This window comes from Streptosporangium sp. NPDC000396 (assembly GCF_042898655.1).
GTDB lineage: Bacteria > Actinomycetota > Actinomycetes > Streptosporangiales > Streptosporangiaceae > Streptosporangium.
This window is the reverse complement of record NZ_JBIAZA010000014.1, coordinates 221,011-235,975: the sequence shown is the minus strand read 5'-3', so window position 1 is coordinate 235,975 and position 14,965 is coordinate 221,011. Positions and strand designations below refer to the sequence as shown.

Annotated in this window: 13 protein-coding genes; 10 read left to right on the top strand and 3 right to left on the bottom strand. The window is 68.8% G+C overall.

Annotated features, from left to right (window positions below; genetic code table 11):
* The first annotated feature begins 64 nt into the window (after positions 1 to 64).
* The 7 genes from ACFY2X_RS23940 (at position 65) to ACFY2X_RS23910 (ending at position 7,346) form a co-directional block, all read left to right on the top strand.
* Positions 65 to 1,648, top strand: a complete 1,584-nt coding sequence (locus ACFY2X_RS23940) for a hypothetical protein (protein ID WP_389941195.1) — start codon at positions 65 to 67, stop codon at positions 1,646 to 1,648.
* The gene (locus ACFY2X_RS23935; protein ID WP_389941193.1) at positions 1,645 to 2,076 is read left to right on the top strand and encodes a hypothetical protein; all 432 of its coding nucleotides are present in this window, start codon (positions 1,645 to 1,647) and stop codon (positions 2,074 to 2,076) included. The genes ACFY2X_RS23940 and ACFY2X_RS23935 overlap by 4 nt, the downstream gene beginning before the upstream one ends.
* On the top strand, positions 2,073 to 3,899 hold the full coding sequence (locus ACFY2X_RS23930) for a hypothetical protein (RefSeq protein WP_389941191.1): 1,827 nt from the start codon (positions 2,073 to 2,075) through the stop codon (positions 3,897 to 3,899). Before ACFY2X_RS23935 ends, ACFY2X_RS23930 begins: the two co-directional genes overlap by 4 nt.
* Before the next feature lie 20 nt (positions 3,900 to 3,919).
* A complete protein-coding gene (locus tag ACFY2X_RS23925; RefSeq protein ID WP_389941189.1) occupies positions 3,920 to 4,765 on the top strand; it encodes a class I SAM-dependent methyltransferase in 846 nt (281 codons plus the stop codon).
* Between the two features lie 12 nt (positions 4,766 to 4,777).
* Positions 4,778 to 5,503 carry a class I SAM-dependent methyltransferase gene (locus ACFY2X_RS23920; RefSeq protein WP_389941187.1) on the top strand — a complete coding sequence of 242 codons (726 nt, stop codon included), beginning with the start codon at positions 4,778 to 4,780 and terminating at the stop codon, positions 5,501 to 5,503.
* Positions 5,504 to 5,614: 111 nt separating this feature from the next.
* On the top strand, positions 5,615 to 6,460 hold the full coding sequence (locus ACFY2X_RS23915; protein WP_389941185.1) for an SAM-dependent methyltransferase: 846 nt from the start codon (positions 5,615 to 5,617) through the stop codon (positions 6,458 to 6,460).
* A gap of 106 nt (positions 6,461 to 6,566) precedes the next feature.
* Positions 6,567 to 7,346 carry a thioesterase II family protein gene (locus tag ACFY2X_RS23910; protein ID WP_389941183.1) on the top strand — a complete coding sequence of 260 codons (780 nt, stop codon included), beginning with the start codon at positions 6,567 to 6,569 and terminating at the stop codon, positions 7,344 to 7,346.
* 124 nt (positions 7,347 to 7,470) lie between these two features.
* Here ACFY2X_RS23910 and ACFY2X_RS23905 read toward each other — a convergent pair whose 3' ends face one another.
* A complete protein-coding gene (locus ACFY2X_RS23905) occupies positions 7,471 to 10,212 on the bottom strand; it encodes a heavy metal translocating P-type ATPase (protein WP_389941181.1) in 2,742 nt (913 codons plus the stop codon).
* A gap of 351 nt (positions 10,213 to 10,563) precedes the next feature.
* Between ACFY2X_RS23905 and ACFY2X_RS23900 the strand changes: the two genes are divergently transcribed.
* Positions 10,564 to 10,908, top strand: a complete 345-nt coding sequence (locus tag ACFY2X_RS23900) for an MmcQ/YjbR family DNA-binding protein (protein ID WP_389941223.1) — start codon at positions 10,564 to 10,566, stop codon at positions 10,906 to 10,908.
* A 78-nt stretch (positions 10,909 to 10,986) separates the two neighbouring features.
* Here the strand turns inward: ACFY2X_RS23900 and ACFY2X_RS23895 are convergent, their stop codons facing one another.
* The gene (locus tag ACFY2X_RS23895) at positions 10,987 to 11,283 is read right to left on the bottom strand and encodes a Type 1 glutamine amidotransferase-like domain-containing protein (protein WP_389941180.1); all 297 of its coding nucleotides are present in this window, start codon (positions 11,281 to 11,283) and stop codon (positions 10,987 to 10,989) included.
* Between the two features lie 197 nt (positions 11,284 to 11,480).
* Here ACFY2X_RS23895 and ACFY2X_RS23890 point away from each other — a divergent pair, with 197 nt between their 5' ends.
* Together ACFY2X_RS23890 and ACFY2X_RS23885 are read left to right on the top strand one after the other, a co-directional pair.
* Positions 11,481 to 12,263: an SAM-dependent methyltransferase gene (locus ACFY2X_RS23890; protein ID WP_389941178.1), complete on the top strand. Its 783-nt coding sequence runs from the start codon at positions 11,481 to 11,483 to the stop codon at positions 12,261 to 12,263.
* 317 nt (positions 12,264 to 12,580) lie between these two features.
* A complete protein-coding gene (locus ACFY2X_RS23885) occupies positions 12,581 to 13,573 on the top strand; it encodes an alpha/beta fold hydrolase (protein WP_389941177.1) in 993 nt (330 codons plus the stop codon).
* 97 nt (positions 13,574 to 13,670) lie between these two features.
* Here the strand turns inward: ACFY2X_RS23885 and ACFY2X_RS23880 are convergent, their stop codons facing one another.
* Entirely contained in the window at positions 13,671 to 14,963 is a 1,293-nt protein-coding gene (locus tag ACFY2X_RS23880; RefSeq protein ID WP_389941176.1) for an alpha-glucosidase/alpha-galactosidase, read from the bottom strand.
* Between the last annotated feature and the right edge of the window lie 2 nt (positions 14,964 to 14,965).

Below are 14,965 nucleotides of genomic sequence, written 5' to 3'. Positions count from 1 at the left end.
AAACTGACGCCCGAAGGCATCCTCTAAAAGACAGAGAAGAGAGCGGATAATCCGGAGGTAGCGATTGTCGCCCGTCAATAACAAATTACCCTCGGCCGAGCGAATACCGGCGGCGTCGGAGGGCGACGTCAGCGGCGACCTCTCGCCCGAACTGCTCGCGTCGCCGGTGTGGACGGAAGATCAGCTGACCCGGGCCGGCATCCCCATCGTGGACGCTCCCTTCGTGAGCATCGGGGGAGGCATGGGGTCCTTCGTGATGGTGGACCTCCTGCGGATCTCGGGATTCCCCGTGGAGAACATCAAGGTCCTGACCACCCTTGACTACCCCTGGGAGAACTACGAGTACCTGACCGGTGTCGCCCAGCTCCCCCCGGACTACCGGATCAGGTCCGACTCGGCCTCGACCCCGGACAACATCTGGGGCTTCCCGAGCTACGCGGTCCGCGCCGCCTTCGGCGCCCGATCCGTCGAGGGGTTCATCGCACCGATCTGGAACGTCCTCACCGAGAACCTGTTCACGGACTACTGGACCCCGCTCGCGGGGCAGGTGTTCAGGGGGCTCAGGCGGGAGGCCGACCGCATCGGCTACTGGCAGACCATCGCCAAGGGCCAGGCGAGGATGGTGCGCAGGCGGGCCGGGGGCGGCTATTTCTCCATCCTGACCGTGGAAGGAGGGAGAACCCGCAGGGTCGCCTACCGCAGCGGCTTCGTCCACCTGGCCGTCGGTTACCCGAGTGTTCGCTTCCTGCCCGACCTGCAGGCCTACCGCCGGCAGTACGGCGACGGCTACCGGTTCGTCAACAGCTACGAGCCCCACGAGCACGTGTATGACGACCTGGTGAAACAGCCGGGGACCGTCCTCGTGCGCGGTGGCGGCATCACCGCGTCGGCGATCCTGCACCGGCTGTTCAACGACCGGGAACGGCATGGCGCGCGGACGCAGATCCTGCACCTCCTGCGCACCCATGTCGACTCCTCGCACGGTCCGTCCGTCTTCATGCGCCGGCGGGGCGGCGACGGCTGGGCTTACCAGGGGTTCAACTGGCCGAAGTCCAGCTGGGGCGGGCAGCTCAAGGTCCGCCTGGAGAAGCTCGACGACGACGAGCGGCTGCGGATGTGGAAGACCATCAAGGGCTCCACGACCCCGTACCGGAAAGGCTGGCAGAAGCAGCTGCGGCAGGGGCGGGAGGAAGGCTACTACCGGACCCTGGCCGGGCAGATCGACCACGTCGAGCCCGGCCCCGACGGAACCATGACCACCTTCATCCGGCAGAACGGCTCCCCGGACATCCGCAGGGTCGACGTCAAGTTCATCATCGACGCGACCGGCCTCGTGGGAGACATCAAGGAGCACCGTGTCCTGGCCGACCTGCTGGACAACTCCGGCGCCGAGCGCAACGGGCTCGGACGGCTCCAGGTGTCGCGCACCTTCGAGGTTCCCGGCTCACGCAACGGAGGCGGCCGGCTCTACGCCGTCGGGGTCACGACCGAGGGCTCCTACTACGCGCCCGTGGACTCGCTTCTCGGGCTGCAGTACGCGGCCCTGACGATCTGCGACGACCTCGCGCGGCTGGGCTTCTGCCGCCGGATCGGTCCGATCAGGTCGGTCTCCCAATGGTGGAAGTGGATGAGGGGTGTGACGCCGTGACTCCCACGCTGGCAGGCCGCATCCAGTCGCGGATCTTCCTCGTCTTCACCGCCGGACTGGCGTGGACGCTACTGATCACCCTGGTGCTTCCCGTGGGTTTCACCCCTCTGCCCCAGGCATACATGGCGACGCTGACCGCTCTGGTCCTCGTCGCCGTGCTCGGCACCGTCCTCTGGGAGCCCCTCTACCACTTCCTCCAGCAGTTCCGCTGGGAGAAGGACTGGCCGGCCGTCCTGATCCTGCTGGAGGGCGTCCCGGAGGGCTGGCTCGTCTACGTGGTGATGCGGGACGTCATCGGCATCCCCGTTGACCCGCTGCCGTTCGCCATCCACTTCGCGACCACCTGGTTCGTGGTGTTCGCCTGTCTTCACGGCCCCCTGCGTGTCCCCTTCCTGCGCTGGCGTTTCCGTGGTGGGAGATTGATTTGAGAATCGACGAGTACAAACTGTCCGTACAACCGGGTGAAGGAATCATCGGTCGTTTCCCGTCAGCGGTGTTCCTGCTGGTGAGCGAGGACGACGCGAACGAGCCCGACAAGCTCATGGACCTCTTCGACGGTCCCGCCGGGCCCGTGGAGGACCTGGACGACCGGCTTGAGGAGTTGTTCTCCGCGACCGAGTCCGACACCATCGCCGCCTTCGCCGCGCTGGTCGAGACGGACCAGCGGATGTCGCTCTATCTCCACGGCCCGGTCGAGGTCGTCGCGGACGGCCCCAACGCCGACTTCCGCGCGTGGGGCCCCGGGCAGGTCCCCCTGCTCCGCTATGAGGTGCCGGACGCCGCGGGTTCGCTGTCGGTCCGTTACACCGAGGGGCCGGAGACCGACCGGACCTGGGCCTCCCTCGACTTCCGGGCCGGCGCCGTACCCGGCAGCGGATTCGTGCTCAAGCGGCTTGACCTGGCCGGGTCCGCCATGGATCTCGGCATGGACGAGCCCGCGATGCCCGAGGCCGTGACGGCGGAGCCCGACGCACCGGCCTCGCCCGGGAACACGGCGGAGGGGCGGGTACGGCCCCGCCTCCAGATGCCGAGCCGCCCGCGCCGGCCGTTCATCCCCCCGCCGGCCCCGCCAGCGCCCGTGACGCAGCCGTTCGAACGGCCCGCGCCCGTGACGCACTCGTTCGACCAGCCGCCCCTGACCCAGCCGCCCCCGAGCCTGCCGTTCCAGACCCAGTCATCCCTGACCCAGCCGTTCCAGACCCAGCCGGCGGCGCTCCCCGGCCTGCAGGGGCTTCCGGGCCGGCAGGAGACGACGGCCGGGAACGGGAACCCCCGGCCCACCTATCCCTCCCGGTTGCTCGCCAGACTGCTGGTCGCGGCCACCGCCGGGGCCCTGTGGACGGCCGGCATCGCTCCCCTGCTGTCCACCGGGTTCACGCCGCTGGGCGACGTCTACACCATGGCGCTCATCTCGCTGGGACTCCTCGTGGTGCTCGGCGTCGTGCTCTGGGACCCGATCTACACGTTCGCGCAGCGTTCGCGGCGGGGCAAGGACTGGCCGGCCGGCTTCTTCCTGCTGCAGGCCGTACCGGAAGGACTGTTGGTCTACGGAGTCCAGTCCCTCCTCCTCGACCGGTTCGTGGTGAGCCAGCCGACGCTGATCATCCACCTCGCGACGACGAGCCTCGTCCTGGGGCTGGGGCTGTTCTGCCTGAAATTCCTCCCCTTCGCCCGCCGCGTCCTGCTGCGGTCCGGCGGCCACGGCACGGGCGGCATGGCCCCGGAGACTCCGGCGGTTCCCTCGCCCTCGTCCGTGACGGCCGGCGAGCCGGCACAGGCCCCGCTGGTCTGGGGCGTCAACTGCCAGCAAGGGCACTTCAACCGGCCGGACGCCCGCTACTGCGCCTCCTGCGGGACCGCGATGCACGGTCTCACCCGGGAGCCCTTCCAGGCGCCCCGGCCGGTTCTCGGATATCTCGTCTCCGACGACGGCACCGCGCACGTCCTCGACAGCGACTACGTCGTGGGACGCGTACCGCAGACCGACGAGAAGGTGCTCGGCGGGCGAGCCCGCGCCCTGGCCACCGCCGACACCGACCCGTCGGTCGGGAACGCCCACACCGACGTGGAACTCGACCAGTGGGACGTCGTGATCACCGACCGGGGCCACCCGGCCGGCACCTTCCTGCGCGAACCGGAGAGCACCAGCTGGATCCGCCTGACCCCGCAGCAGTCGTTCGCCGTGCAGTCCGGGACGCACATCCGCGTCGGCGGCCGCGAGTTCGTCTACCACGCCCTGAACCAGCGCTAGGAAACGTGAGGAGCACCATCATGACCGCCACCTACAACTCCGACACGACCAAGACCTTCTACAACTCCTGGGGTGCCAACGAGTGGGACCGGCTCGAGAGCTCCCTGGAGAACCGCATCAACTACCGCATCCACCGGGCGATGCTCGCCGAGTTCGTCCGCCCCGGTGACAAGGTGCTCGAAGCGGGTGCCGGCCCCGGCAGATTCACCATCGAGCTGGCCAAGGCCGGTGCCGAGGTGACGGTCTGCGACCTGTCCGACGTGCAGCTGGGCATCAACCGCGAGAAGGTGGCCGAGGCCGGGCTCACGGAGCGTGTCACCAGCTGGCATCAGGCCGACATCGTCGACCTCTCCCGGTTCGAGTCGGCCGCCTACGACGCGGTGGTCTGCGTCGGGAGCGTGCTGAGCTGCGTGCTCGACCGTGTCCCCGACGCCCTGGCCGAGCTCGTCCGGGTGACCAAGCCCGGAGGGGTCATCATCGTCAGCGTGACCTCGCGCTACGGATACCTGCGCGCGGGGCTGGAGCCGATCCTCGAACTCGCCGGTTCCGGTGACCAGCTCGCCGCCATCGACGACGCGGTGGTCACCGGGGACATCGTCGGGATCACCGCCGACATGGAACTGCTGACCACCCACTTCTTCACCTGGGCGGAGCTGAAGGAGGCCCTGGAGGTCGCGGGCTGCGAGATCGCCGCGGCCTCCGCTTCGAACTTCCTGTCCGCGGACTTCCCGAAGCTCGACGCGCTGCTGGAGGATCCCGCCGTGATGGAGGCGTTCACCCGCTGGGAGCTTGAGGCGTGCCGCGCCCCGGGAGCCATCGACGGCGGCACCCACATCATCGCCGTGGCCCGCCGCCTGGCCGGATGACGGGAGAACCGGATGCTGGACTACGAGAAGTCGACGTACGGCGAGCGCATCGCCGACATGTATGACGACTGGATGCACAGCGCCTGGGAACCCCGGGAGACGATCGCGGCCGTGGAGGAGCTCGCCGGGGGCGGGGCGGTTCTGGAGCTCGGGGTGGGGACGGGGCGGATCGCCCTGCCCCTGGCCAGGGCCGGGCTCAAGGTCACCGGCATCGACGTCTCTCCCGCCATGCTCGCCAGACTGCGGGAGAAGGATCCCGACGGCCTGATCGAGGCGGTCCAGGGCGACTTCACCGAGTTGCCCGTCGAGGGACGCTTCTCGGTGGTGTTCGTGGTGAACTCGCTGCTCCAGCTCTCCGACCCCGCCGACCAGCTGCGCTGTCTCGTCAAGGTCCGTGAGCACCTCGAACCCGGCGGTGTCCTCATCATGGAGGAGGCCAACCCCGCGGTCTTCTCCGGAGGCGGGCTCCAGGTGGCCCACATCACCACGGACGAGCTCCACCTGATCGCCTCCGAGTACGACCCCATCGGACAGCACTACCGGGCCCAGCACGTGATCCTGCGCAACGGCGAAACCCGCCTCAATCCCGTGGCCCTCCGTCTCACCTCGCCGTCCGAGTTCGACCTCATGGCGGAGAAGGCGGGTCTGCGCCTGCGCGAACGCTGGGGCAACTGGTCCCGCACCATCCCCTACCTGGCCGAGAGCCGCGCGCACATCTCGTTCTACGAACCCGTCTGACCTTTCTACGAGCCTGTTCGCTCGCCCGGCGGACGATTTCGCCGGGCGAGCACCGACAGGTCCATCAACCACATCCGGACCTCTGGGCGCCTGACGACATACGGAGATCTCATGACCATCCAGCAGCAGGCTTCCGACTATGAGGCCATCATCAAGCAGTACGAACAGCTCACCGATGTCTCCGAGGTCATTCTCGGCGGCAACCTGCACGTCGGTTACTGGGCCGGCGTCGACAACGACGACTCGATGCAGAAAGCGACGGACAGGCTGACGGACCTGCTCATCTCCAAGATCGAGGTTGGCCCTGGGCAGCGGGTGCTCGACATCGGTTGCGGCACCGGGCGGCCCGCCGTACGCCTGGCCAGGACCAGGCAGGTGGAGATCGAGGGCATCGATCTCGGTCTCCACCAGATCGAGCAGGCCATCGCCCTCGTCCGCGAAGAGGGCCTGGAGGACAGGATCACTCTGCGCCATGCGGACGCGATGACGATGGACTATCCCAACGAGTCGTTCGACGCCGCCTGGGCGATCGAGTCGCTCCCGCACGTGCCCGATCGCGGCCACGTGCTGCGCGAGGTCTCCCAGATGCTGCGCCCCGGTGGACGCCTCGTGTTCACCATCTGCGTGGAACTCGTGCCGACCACCGGGGACAAGCGCGCGTTCCTCGACAACTACTACCAGACGTTCAACGCCTCCTACCCCACCTTCGACAGCCTCCCCGAGCTCATCGACCAGGCCGGCCTGGAGCTCGTGGAACTCCTGGAGATCGGCGAGCACGTGTTCGACAAGACCATGGCGGCTGTGGCCAAGGGGTTCCGGGAACACGCCGACGAACTCGAACGCAGCGTCGGCCTGCCTACCCAGCGCACGGAGTTGATGGCCGAGTCCGCACTGCGCTTCGGCGCGATGGCGGAGACCGGCTACGCCGTCGCCGTCACACGCCGCCCGCTCGCCTAGCACTTCCCGCTGTTTCCCACATCCTCGTGAGGCCCCCAAGCGGGACCCCCTCGAACGTGAACCTCGTACCTCGTACCTCGTACCTCGTACCTCGAAAGGAGGAAGGATGGTGAGTGGCTCCCCCGGTCCATGGATACGGCGATTCACCGTGGGAGACGCGGCTTGTGTCCGGCTGGTCTGCTTCCCGCACGCGGGCGGCGCGGCCAATTACTTCCACGGGCTGTCCGCCCTCATGCCGCCGACCGTGGAGATCCTGGCCGTGCAGTATCCCGGACGCCAGGACCGGCTGGCCGAACGCCCGATCGAGGCCGTGCCGGAACTGGCCGCCCGGATCACCGAGCGCCTGGCCTCGTGGGCCGACCGGCCGCTCGTCCTCTTCGGGCACAGCATGGGCGCGGTGGTCGCCTTCGAGGTGGCCAGAAGGCTGGAGCGAGAACCAGCGGGTCTGATCGTCTCCGGGCATCGGGCACCGTCGGTGCCCATGAGGACCTCCCCATCACACCACGATGACGACATGCTGATCTCCGTCCTGGAAGAGCTGGACGGCACCGACGCACGTCTGCTGGCCGACCCCGAGATGCGGAAGATCATCCTTTCCGCGCTCCGGGCGGACTACAGGGCGATCGAGACCTACGCCTACGTCCCCGGCCCTCCGGTGAGCTTCCCTCTCAGCGTGATGGTCGGCGACACCGATCCGGACGTCACTCTCGCCGACGCGCGGGCGTGGGGGGAACACTCTTCGGCCCGATGCGGCGTTCGGGTCTTTCGTGGCGGGCACTTCTATCTCCGGTCGTGGCCCGCCGAGGTCGTCGAGTCCGTGGTCGCCGACCTCCTCTCCTTCTGTGGAGCCGACCTTCTCTCCTTCTGCGGAAGCGACGGCCCGTGAGGGAACAAGGGGCCACGGCACCTGGCCCCTTCCCCCGGGTGCGCAAGGTCCTTCGTCACGGCACGGGCAGGTGCCCGCGCACCTGGCGCGGAGGCGCCGTGTTTCTCCGCAAGACCCGTCCCGCTCAGCGGCGGACCGGTGCCACGGCGCTGCCGGCGGCGAAGGCGTCGCGGCAGCCGATGGAGCAGAACCAGTAGGTGACGCCGTCCCGCTCGATGGACGCGGCGGCGGTCCGCGGCTCGACCCGCATCCCGCAGACCGGGTCGATCGTCGAGGCGGGTTCGGTGGGAGTCTCCACGGAGACGCGCAGGTCCGCCGGGACTCGCGGTGCCGGTGGCAGGGGTGGCGAGGTGAAGCGGCGTAGCCGGTTGGCGTTGCCCACCACCGACAGCGACGAGGCGGCCATGGCCACCGCGGCGATGATCGGGCTGAGCCGCAGGCCGAGGAAGGGGTACAGAACCCCGGCGGCGATCGGGATGCCGATCACGTTGTAGACGAAGGCCAGGAACAGGTTCTGGCGGATGTTGCGCATGGTGGCCTGTGACAGCCGTACCGCGGTCACCACCCCGCTCAGCGCGCCGGAGATGAGCGTGACGTCGGAGGCCTCGATGGCCACGTCGGTGCCCGTGCCGATGGCGAATCCCACGTCGGCCTGGGCCAGCGCGGGGGCGTCGTTGATCCCGTCGCCCACCATGCCGACCCGCCGGCCCTGACCCTGCAGGCGGGCGATCTCGGCGGCCTTGCGGTCGGGCAGGACCTCGGCGAGCACCTCGGTGATGCCGACCTGGCGGGCGATGGCCTCGGCGGTGCGCCGGTTGTCCCCTGTGATCATGACGACCCGCGGGCCCAGCTCTTGGAGGGCGGCGACCGCGGCAGCCGAGTCCTCTTTGACGGTGTCCGCGACGCCCAGCACTCCGGCCGGTTCCCCGTCCACCACCACCATGATCGGAGTACGGCCGGCCCGGGCCAGCCGATCGGCGGCCCCGGCGAGACCGGCGGCGTCGACCCCGTACCTGCTCAGCAGCCGGGTGCCACCGACAAGCACGCGATGGCCGTCCACGGTCGCGACGACGCCCTGCCCGGTGATCGAGTCGAACTCGGCTGGATCGCGCAACGGCAGGTTCCGCTCCCTGGCCCCGTCCACCACCGCCTGTCCCAAGGGATGTTCCGAGACGCGTTCGGCGCCGGCCGCCAGCCGCAGGACCTCCTCGGCGGCCCATGTGCCGTACGGTTCGACATCGGTGAGCGCGGGCCGGCCACGGGTGATCGTGCCGGTCTTGTCCAGCACGACCGTCTCCAGCTTGTGCGCGGTCTCCAGCGCTTCCGCGTCGCGAATCAGGATCCCGGCCTGGGCGCCCTTGCCGGTGCCGACCATGATGGACAACGGGGTGGCCAGGCCCAGCGCGCACGGGCATGCGATGATCAGCACGGCGACCGCCGCCACCAGCGCCGGCGTCAGCGCGGGCGCGGGACCGGCCACGAACCACACCGCGAAGGTGATGATCGCGATCGCGATGACCGCCGGAACGAAGTAGCCGGAGACCAGGTCGGCCAGCCGCTGGATGGGTGCGCGTGAGGCCTGCGCGGCCTGCACCAGCCGGATGATCTGCGCCAGCATCGTCTCGGCGCCGACCTTCTCGGCACGGAAGGTGAACGATCCCGTCTGGTTGACGGTCGCGCCGACCACCTCGTCCCCCGGGCCCTTGTCAACGGGGATCGACTCGCCGGTGACCATCGACTCGTCCAGCGTCGACCGGCCTTGCAGGATCACCCCGTCGACCGGGACCTTCTCGCCCGGCCGCACGATCACCACGTCGCCCGGTCGTACCTGCTCGACCGGGATTTCGGCCTCGACGCCGTCACGCACGACGCGGGCGGTCCTGGCCTGCAGGCCGATCAGCTTGCGTATCGCCTCGCCGGTGCCCGCCTTGGCGCGTGCTTCCAGCAGCCGGCCGAGCAGGATCAGCGTCAGGATGACCCCGACCGCCTCGTAGTAGACGTCGCGTGCCTGCTCGGGCACCAGAGCGGGGGCGATGGTGACCAGCAGGCTGTAGCCGTAGGCGGCGGTCGTGCCCAGGGTGATCAGGCTGTTCATCTCGGCGGAGCGGTGCCGCAGGCTCAGCCAGCCGGTCTTGTGGATCGGCCAGCCGGTGTAGAACATCACCGGCGTGATCAGCGCCAGCTGCACCCATCGGTTCAGCAGCGCCTCCGGCACCCAGGACGCGCCGAAGAGCTCGTGCGCCATCATCGCGAAGGCCACCGGCGCGGTCAGCACCGCCCCCACCAGGACGCGCCGCGACAAGTCCCGGATCTCGGCACGCCGCTCGGCCGCCTCGGCGTCCTGGGGCGCCTCGGCGAGTTGTGACGACGTGGACGAGGGCGCGGAGAACGGCGTGGACAAGGGCGCGGAGAACGGCATGGACGAGGGCGCGGGGATCGGCCCGGCGGGCGCCTGCCCGGGATCCTCGGCTGTACGGCCGGCGCCGGGATCGGCCGGCTCGACGATCAGCCGGCCGTGGACCATGCTCATCCCACAGACAAAGCCGTACTCCCCCGCACGCTGGGGATCCAGCTCCACGACACTCTTGGCGAAGGCGGGCAGCGCCCGGCTGACCCCGAAGCCGGGGAAGAGCACCCGGGAGGTGCAGTCCCCGCTTTCACGCCGGTCGAAGACCAGTCGCACCGGGATGCCCTGCCGTACCCGGATCACATCCGGCGAGTAGCCGCCACGCACGACGATCTCGGCCTCCTGAACGCCGTGGCGCAGTTCGGCCAGGCGGCTGCGGCGAGGTCCGAAGAAATACCAGACGAGGAAGACCAGCAGGCCGCCGGAGACCAGGACGACGACCCACTCAGCGGTGCTCATGAAATACCACCACGGTGACGCCGGCCGGAACCAGCTGTTGCTTCTTCATCACGGCCTCCCCGGCGCCGCGTTCCTCGGCGAGACCCTTCGCCCCGCCTACCCGCTGCTCACCGGCGCAAGCAACGCCGGCCCTGCGACCAGCGGCAGAAGCTACGGTCAGCTTGCGGCCCGTCCTCCCTCCCCGCCTACGGCACAACGTCCCGGAAGGGAAGGACCAAGGCCCTTCCCGCGACGTGCCGTCGCCGGCGGGTCCGGTGCGATCGATCGGCCTCCGCCGCCGTCACGTGCGGGGATGCATCGCGTCACCGTCTCGTGGAGATGAATGTCGGAGCGCTCTGGTACATGTGGGCCATGGGCGTGAGTGTTGACGAGTTCCTGAAGATGTTGAAGAGGCTGCCCGAGGTCGAGCAGAGCGACGGCGGCAACTGGGTCTCGCTGAAGGTGCGTGGCAAGGGCTTCGGCTACCTGTGGGAGAAGACGCGGACCGTGGGGCTCAAGGCGACGATCGAGGAGCAGATCGCGCTGGTGGCGGAGCGCCCGGAGGTGTTCGAGGTCCAGTTCACCACGGGCCGGTTCGGCTGGGTCGTGGTGCACCTCGACAAGATCGACCCGGAGGAGCTGTTCGAGCTGGTCACCGAGGCATGGCTGCTGACGGCCCCCAAGCAGCTGGCCGACGCGCATGAGATCGGGCCATAGCCGTACGGCATGGCGGGTCTCGCCGTTCAGGTGTCGTTCCGCGGAGGCGCCCCCGGGAGCGCCTCTGCCGATCAGCGTTCAGGAGTCGATGACGATGGCCTGACCGTCCCGAAGGGTCCGGTGCCGCACGTTTTCGGTGCGGTAGTGCGCGGCGACCAGCTCCACGGCCTCACTTTCCGGATGCTCCGACCGGTAGTGCGGCACGATGGCATACTCCAGCAGGCCCAAACCGTCCCACAGGGGATCGGCCCCATAGAGCTCCCGCACGGCGCCGGGATCATCGACGAGTTCGAGGCCGCGCAGGCTCGGCGCCAGCACGCAACATCCGGCGCTGTAACCGGCATAGAGATCTGCCGGGCCGCAAGCCCGTGGCATGGCGGCGGCCGTGGAGGACTTTCCGAAGCCGGAAACACCCGGAACACGGCCCGCGCCGGGACAGATCACAGATTGCGATCAAGAAGGGGAACCGCCGTCGCCTGACTCGAATTGCTGTCTAGGTTTGTGGCGACCTCATTCGCCTTCATAAGGGAACAGCCGTGACCGACACTTCAGGGACCTTCATCGAACCACCCATGATTGACACCGATGTGTCTCACTCACCGAGAATCTGGAACTACTGGCTGGGCGGCAAGGACAATTACCAGATCGACCGCGAAGTCGGTGACCAGTTCGCGCGTGTTTTCCCGGACATCGTGCCGATCGCCCGCGCCTCGCGATGGTTTCTCACGCGCGCGGTGGAGTTTCTCGCCGGAGAAGCCGGGATCCGCCAGTTCCTGGACATCGGCACCGGGCTTCCCACCGTTGACAACACCCATGAGGTCGCCCAGCGAGTCGCTCCGGAATCACGGATCGTCTACGTCGACAACGACCCGATCGTCCTGGCGCACGCCCGCGCCCTGCTGGTCAGCACCTCCGAAGGCGTCACCCAGTACATCGACGCCGACCTGCGCGAACCCGGCGAGATCCTGCGGGCGGCGGCCGAGACCACCCTCGACTTCAGCCAGCCGGTGGCGCTTATGCTGCTGAACGTCCTGGGTCACATCCCCGACATCGACGAGGCACGCTCGATCGTCAGTCGGCTGGTGGACGCCCTGCCGTCGGGCAGCTATCTCGCGGTCGCCGACGGCACCAACGTGATCCGCGGCGAGGAGTTCGAGGCGGCCATCGCCATCTGGAACGCCAGCGGCTCGGTCCCCTATCACCTGCGCACACCCGAGCAGATCGCCGGTTTCTTCGACGGTTTGGAACTCCTCGAACCAGGCGTGGTCTCCTGCCCGCTGTGGCGGCCCCACCCCTTCGACATCGGTTCCAACGCCGAGGTGGACGAATTCTGCGGTGTGGCGCGCAAGCCGTGACGGCCGCGGAAACCGAAACGCCATTACGAGCCGCGGGCCCGTAAAAAGCACGATCAAAGAAGACGGCGGGCTCTTTGGTCGGGCAGGCTTCATTCGACCACATCGACGCCAGGCGATCGGCCGCCGCGTCTCATTCCCGGCACCGGTACGGGCCGTGTGCGCCGATCGCTGATTCGGTGCACTGCGGAAGCGAGCCATGCCGCCACAAGCTGGACCGTTCCGCAGTTCTCTGCTCCGTGGAAAGGGAACTGCATATGCCGCTAGAAGGAACCACCGCGCGCGTTGCCGTACCAGCACCAGGAACAAAGCCTTGCGTCATGAGATGGGGGCGGGCCGCCGTCAGCGCGCTCGCCGCCCTGGTGCTGGCTCTGGCCGCCACGACCGCCAGCGCCGGTGCGAGCAGCGCGCCCAGCGAGCCCACGGAGGGCCCGGCGCTTTTCGCCCCCGGGTTCAGGCACGGGAAGGTCGCCGTGGACGGCGGCACCATCCACTACGTCCGCGGCGGGTCGGGCCCGGCCCTCGTGCTCCTGCACGGCTGGCCGCAGACCTGGCAGATGTGGCGCAAGGTGATGCCCGATCTCGCCCGCGAGCACACCGTGATCGCGATCGACCTGCCGGGGCTGGGCGGTTCCACGGTGCCGACCGGCGGTTACGACAAGGTCACCACCGCGCGGCGCGTTCGCCAGGCCGTCAACCAGCTGGGCTTCAGGCAGGTGGAGATCCTCGCCCACGACCTCGGTGTCCTGGTGGCGTACCCCTACGCGCGGGACTTCCCCACCGAGGTGAAGCGGGTCGCCATGCTCCAGACCCCGGTGTCCGGTTTCGGCCTTGAGGAGCTCTACGGGCTGAGCTGGCACTTCCGCTTTAACATGTCCCCCGCGCCGATTCCCGAGCGGATCCTGGACAACGACGAGGTCAGCACCTACCTCGACATGATGTTCAACTTCAGTCACCAGCAGGGCGCGGTGGACCGCGAGACGTTCTACAAGGCCTACGCGGACCCGGCCCGGCGTACCGCGGGGTACGAGTACTACCGGGCGTTCGCCGCGGACGCGGAGAACAACCAGGCGAACGCGGCCAGGCGGCTGCCCATGCCGGTGCTGGGGATGGGCGCGCAGTACGGGTTCGGAACCACCGTCGCCGATTCGTTCCGCCGGATCGCCGACGATGTCCGCACGGTGGTGGCACCCGACTCCGGTCACTTCATCGCCGAGGAGAACCCGCGCTTCCTGATCGACTGCGCGAACCTCTTCTTCGGCGCCCAGGGCGGCACGCCGCAGCGGCCCGAACTCGCCGGCTGCGCCCCGTAGACACCGGCGCCACGCCGTTCCCTAGCACCTGCCCCGGCGTACCGGAGCACCGACCGTGAAAGCCCCGCCTCCGACGGGGCTTTCGCTGTCGGCGCGCTCAGTTCCTGACGCCGGCCGGCAGCAGGTCGCCGTGGGCCGCGATCAGCTCGTCGACGAGCTCGCGGATCCGGTGGACCGGAAGCGTGGCGGCGGTGTTCGGGTCGAGCAGGGCGGCCTGGTAGACATGGTCGCGTCTGCCCTCCAGGGCCGCCTTCACGGTCAGCTCGCTCACGTTGAGCGTGGCCCTGTTGAGCGCGGCGAGCTGGGCGGGCAGCTCGCCGATCGCGGTCGGCTGCACCCCCGCCCTGTCCACGTGGCAGGGCACCTCGACGCAGGCGTCGGCGGGAAGGTTGGCGATGAGGCCGCCGTTGCGGACGTTGCCGTGGATGAGGCGGGGAGTGCCGGTCTCGATGGAGTGGATGGCCAGCGAGGCCAGCTCGTCACCACGCTCGATGGTCACGCCCTTGCCCGCGTCGAGGGAGAGCTTCTGCGACTCGTATTCGGCGAAGCCGTCGGCCAGCCAGTCCAGGTAGATGCCGACCGGGATGCGGTAGTGCTCGACCTGGTCGGCCTTCGAGAGGAACCAGGGCAGGTACTCCGATCCGTGCTCGCTCGACTCTGTCGGGAAATAACCGAAATTTCGATAAATCTCCACACGGACCCTGCGTCGCAGCTCGGGGCTGGCCTCGATGATCTCGTCCAGCCTCCGGTAGAGGTTCTCCCCGTTCCGCTCGAAACGGAGCACGAACGCCTGGTGGTTGACCCCCGCGGTGAGGAAGGAGACCTCCTCCTCCGGCACGCCGACCATCCTGGCCAGGGTCGACTGCGTGTCGCGCGCGGCATGGCAGACGCCCACGACGTTGCGGAACGGCGTGCCCGCGTAGACCGCCCAGGGGATCATCGACATCGGGTTGGTGTAGTTGAACAGCACCGCGTGGGGGGCCAGTTCGGCCAGGTCCTGGCCGATGGAGACCATCACCGGGATGGTGCGCAGCGCCCGGAAGATCCCGCCGATGCCCAGGGTGTCGGCGATCGTCTGGCGCACGCCGTACTTGGCGGGGATCTCGAAGTCACGCTGTACGGCGGTCAGCCCACCGACGGCGATCTCGTTGATCACGTAGTCGGCGCCGTCGAGCGCGGCCCTGCGGTCGGCGTGCGCCTCGATCCTGGCTCCGACACCGAGCTCGGTGACCATCCAGGTGGCCATCGCCTCGGCCGTGGCCAGCCGTTCGGGGTCGATGTCGTGCAGGACGATCGTCGACTCGGCCAGCTCGGGGAAGGTCAGGATGTCGGAGAGCAGGTTCTTGGCGAAGGTGATGCTGCCGGCGCCCACCAGGACGATCCGGGCCATGG

Excerpts from the sequence above, each read along its gene's own strand:
- ACFY2X_RS23885 (WP_389941177.1), top strand. The coding sequence starts at position 12,581 with ATGAGATGGGGGCGGGCCGCCGTCAGCGCGCTCGCCGCCCTGGTGCTG.
- ACFY2X_RS23920 (WP_389941187.1), top strand. The coding sequence starts at position 4,778 with ATGCTGGACTACGAGAAGTCGACGTACGGCGAGCGCATCGCCGACATG.
- ACFY2X_RS23925 (WP_389941189.1), top strand. The coding sequence starts at position 3,920 with ATGACCGCCACCTACAACTCCGACACGACCAAGACCTTCTACAACTCC.
- ACFY2X_RS23890 (WP_389941178.1), top strand. The coding sequence starts at position 11,481 with ATGATTGACACCGATGTGTCTCACTCACCGAGAATCTGGAACTACTGG.
- ACFY2X_RS23880 (WP_389941176.1), bottom strand. The coding sequence starts at position 14,963 with ATGGCCCGGATCGTCCTGGTGGGCGCCGGCAGCATCACCTTCGCCAAG.
- ACFY2X_RS23915 (WP_389941185.1), top strand. The coding sequence starts at position 5,615 with ATGACCATCCAGCAGCAGGCTTCCGACTATGAGGCCATCATCAAGCAG.
- ACFY2X_RS23910 (WP_389941183.1), top strand. The coding sequence starts at position 6,567 with ATGGTGAGTGGCTCCCCCGGTCCATGGATACGGCGATTCACCGTGGGA.
- ACFY2X_RS23905 (WP_389941181.1), bottom strand. The coding sequence starts at position 10,212 with ATGAGCACCGCTGAGTGGGTCGTCGTCCTGGTCTCCGGCGGCCTGCTG.
- ACFY2X_RS23900 (WP_389941223.1), top strand. The coding sequence starts at position 10,564 with ATGGGCGTGAGTGTTGACGAGTTCCTGAAGATGTTGAAGAGGCTGCCC.
- ACFY2X_RS23895 (WP_389941180.1), bottom strand. The coding sequence starts at position 11,283 with ATGCCACGGGCTTGCGGCCCGGCAGATCTCTATGCCGGTTACAGCGCC.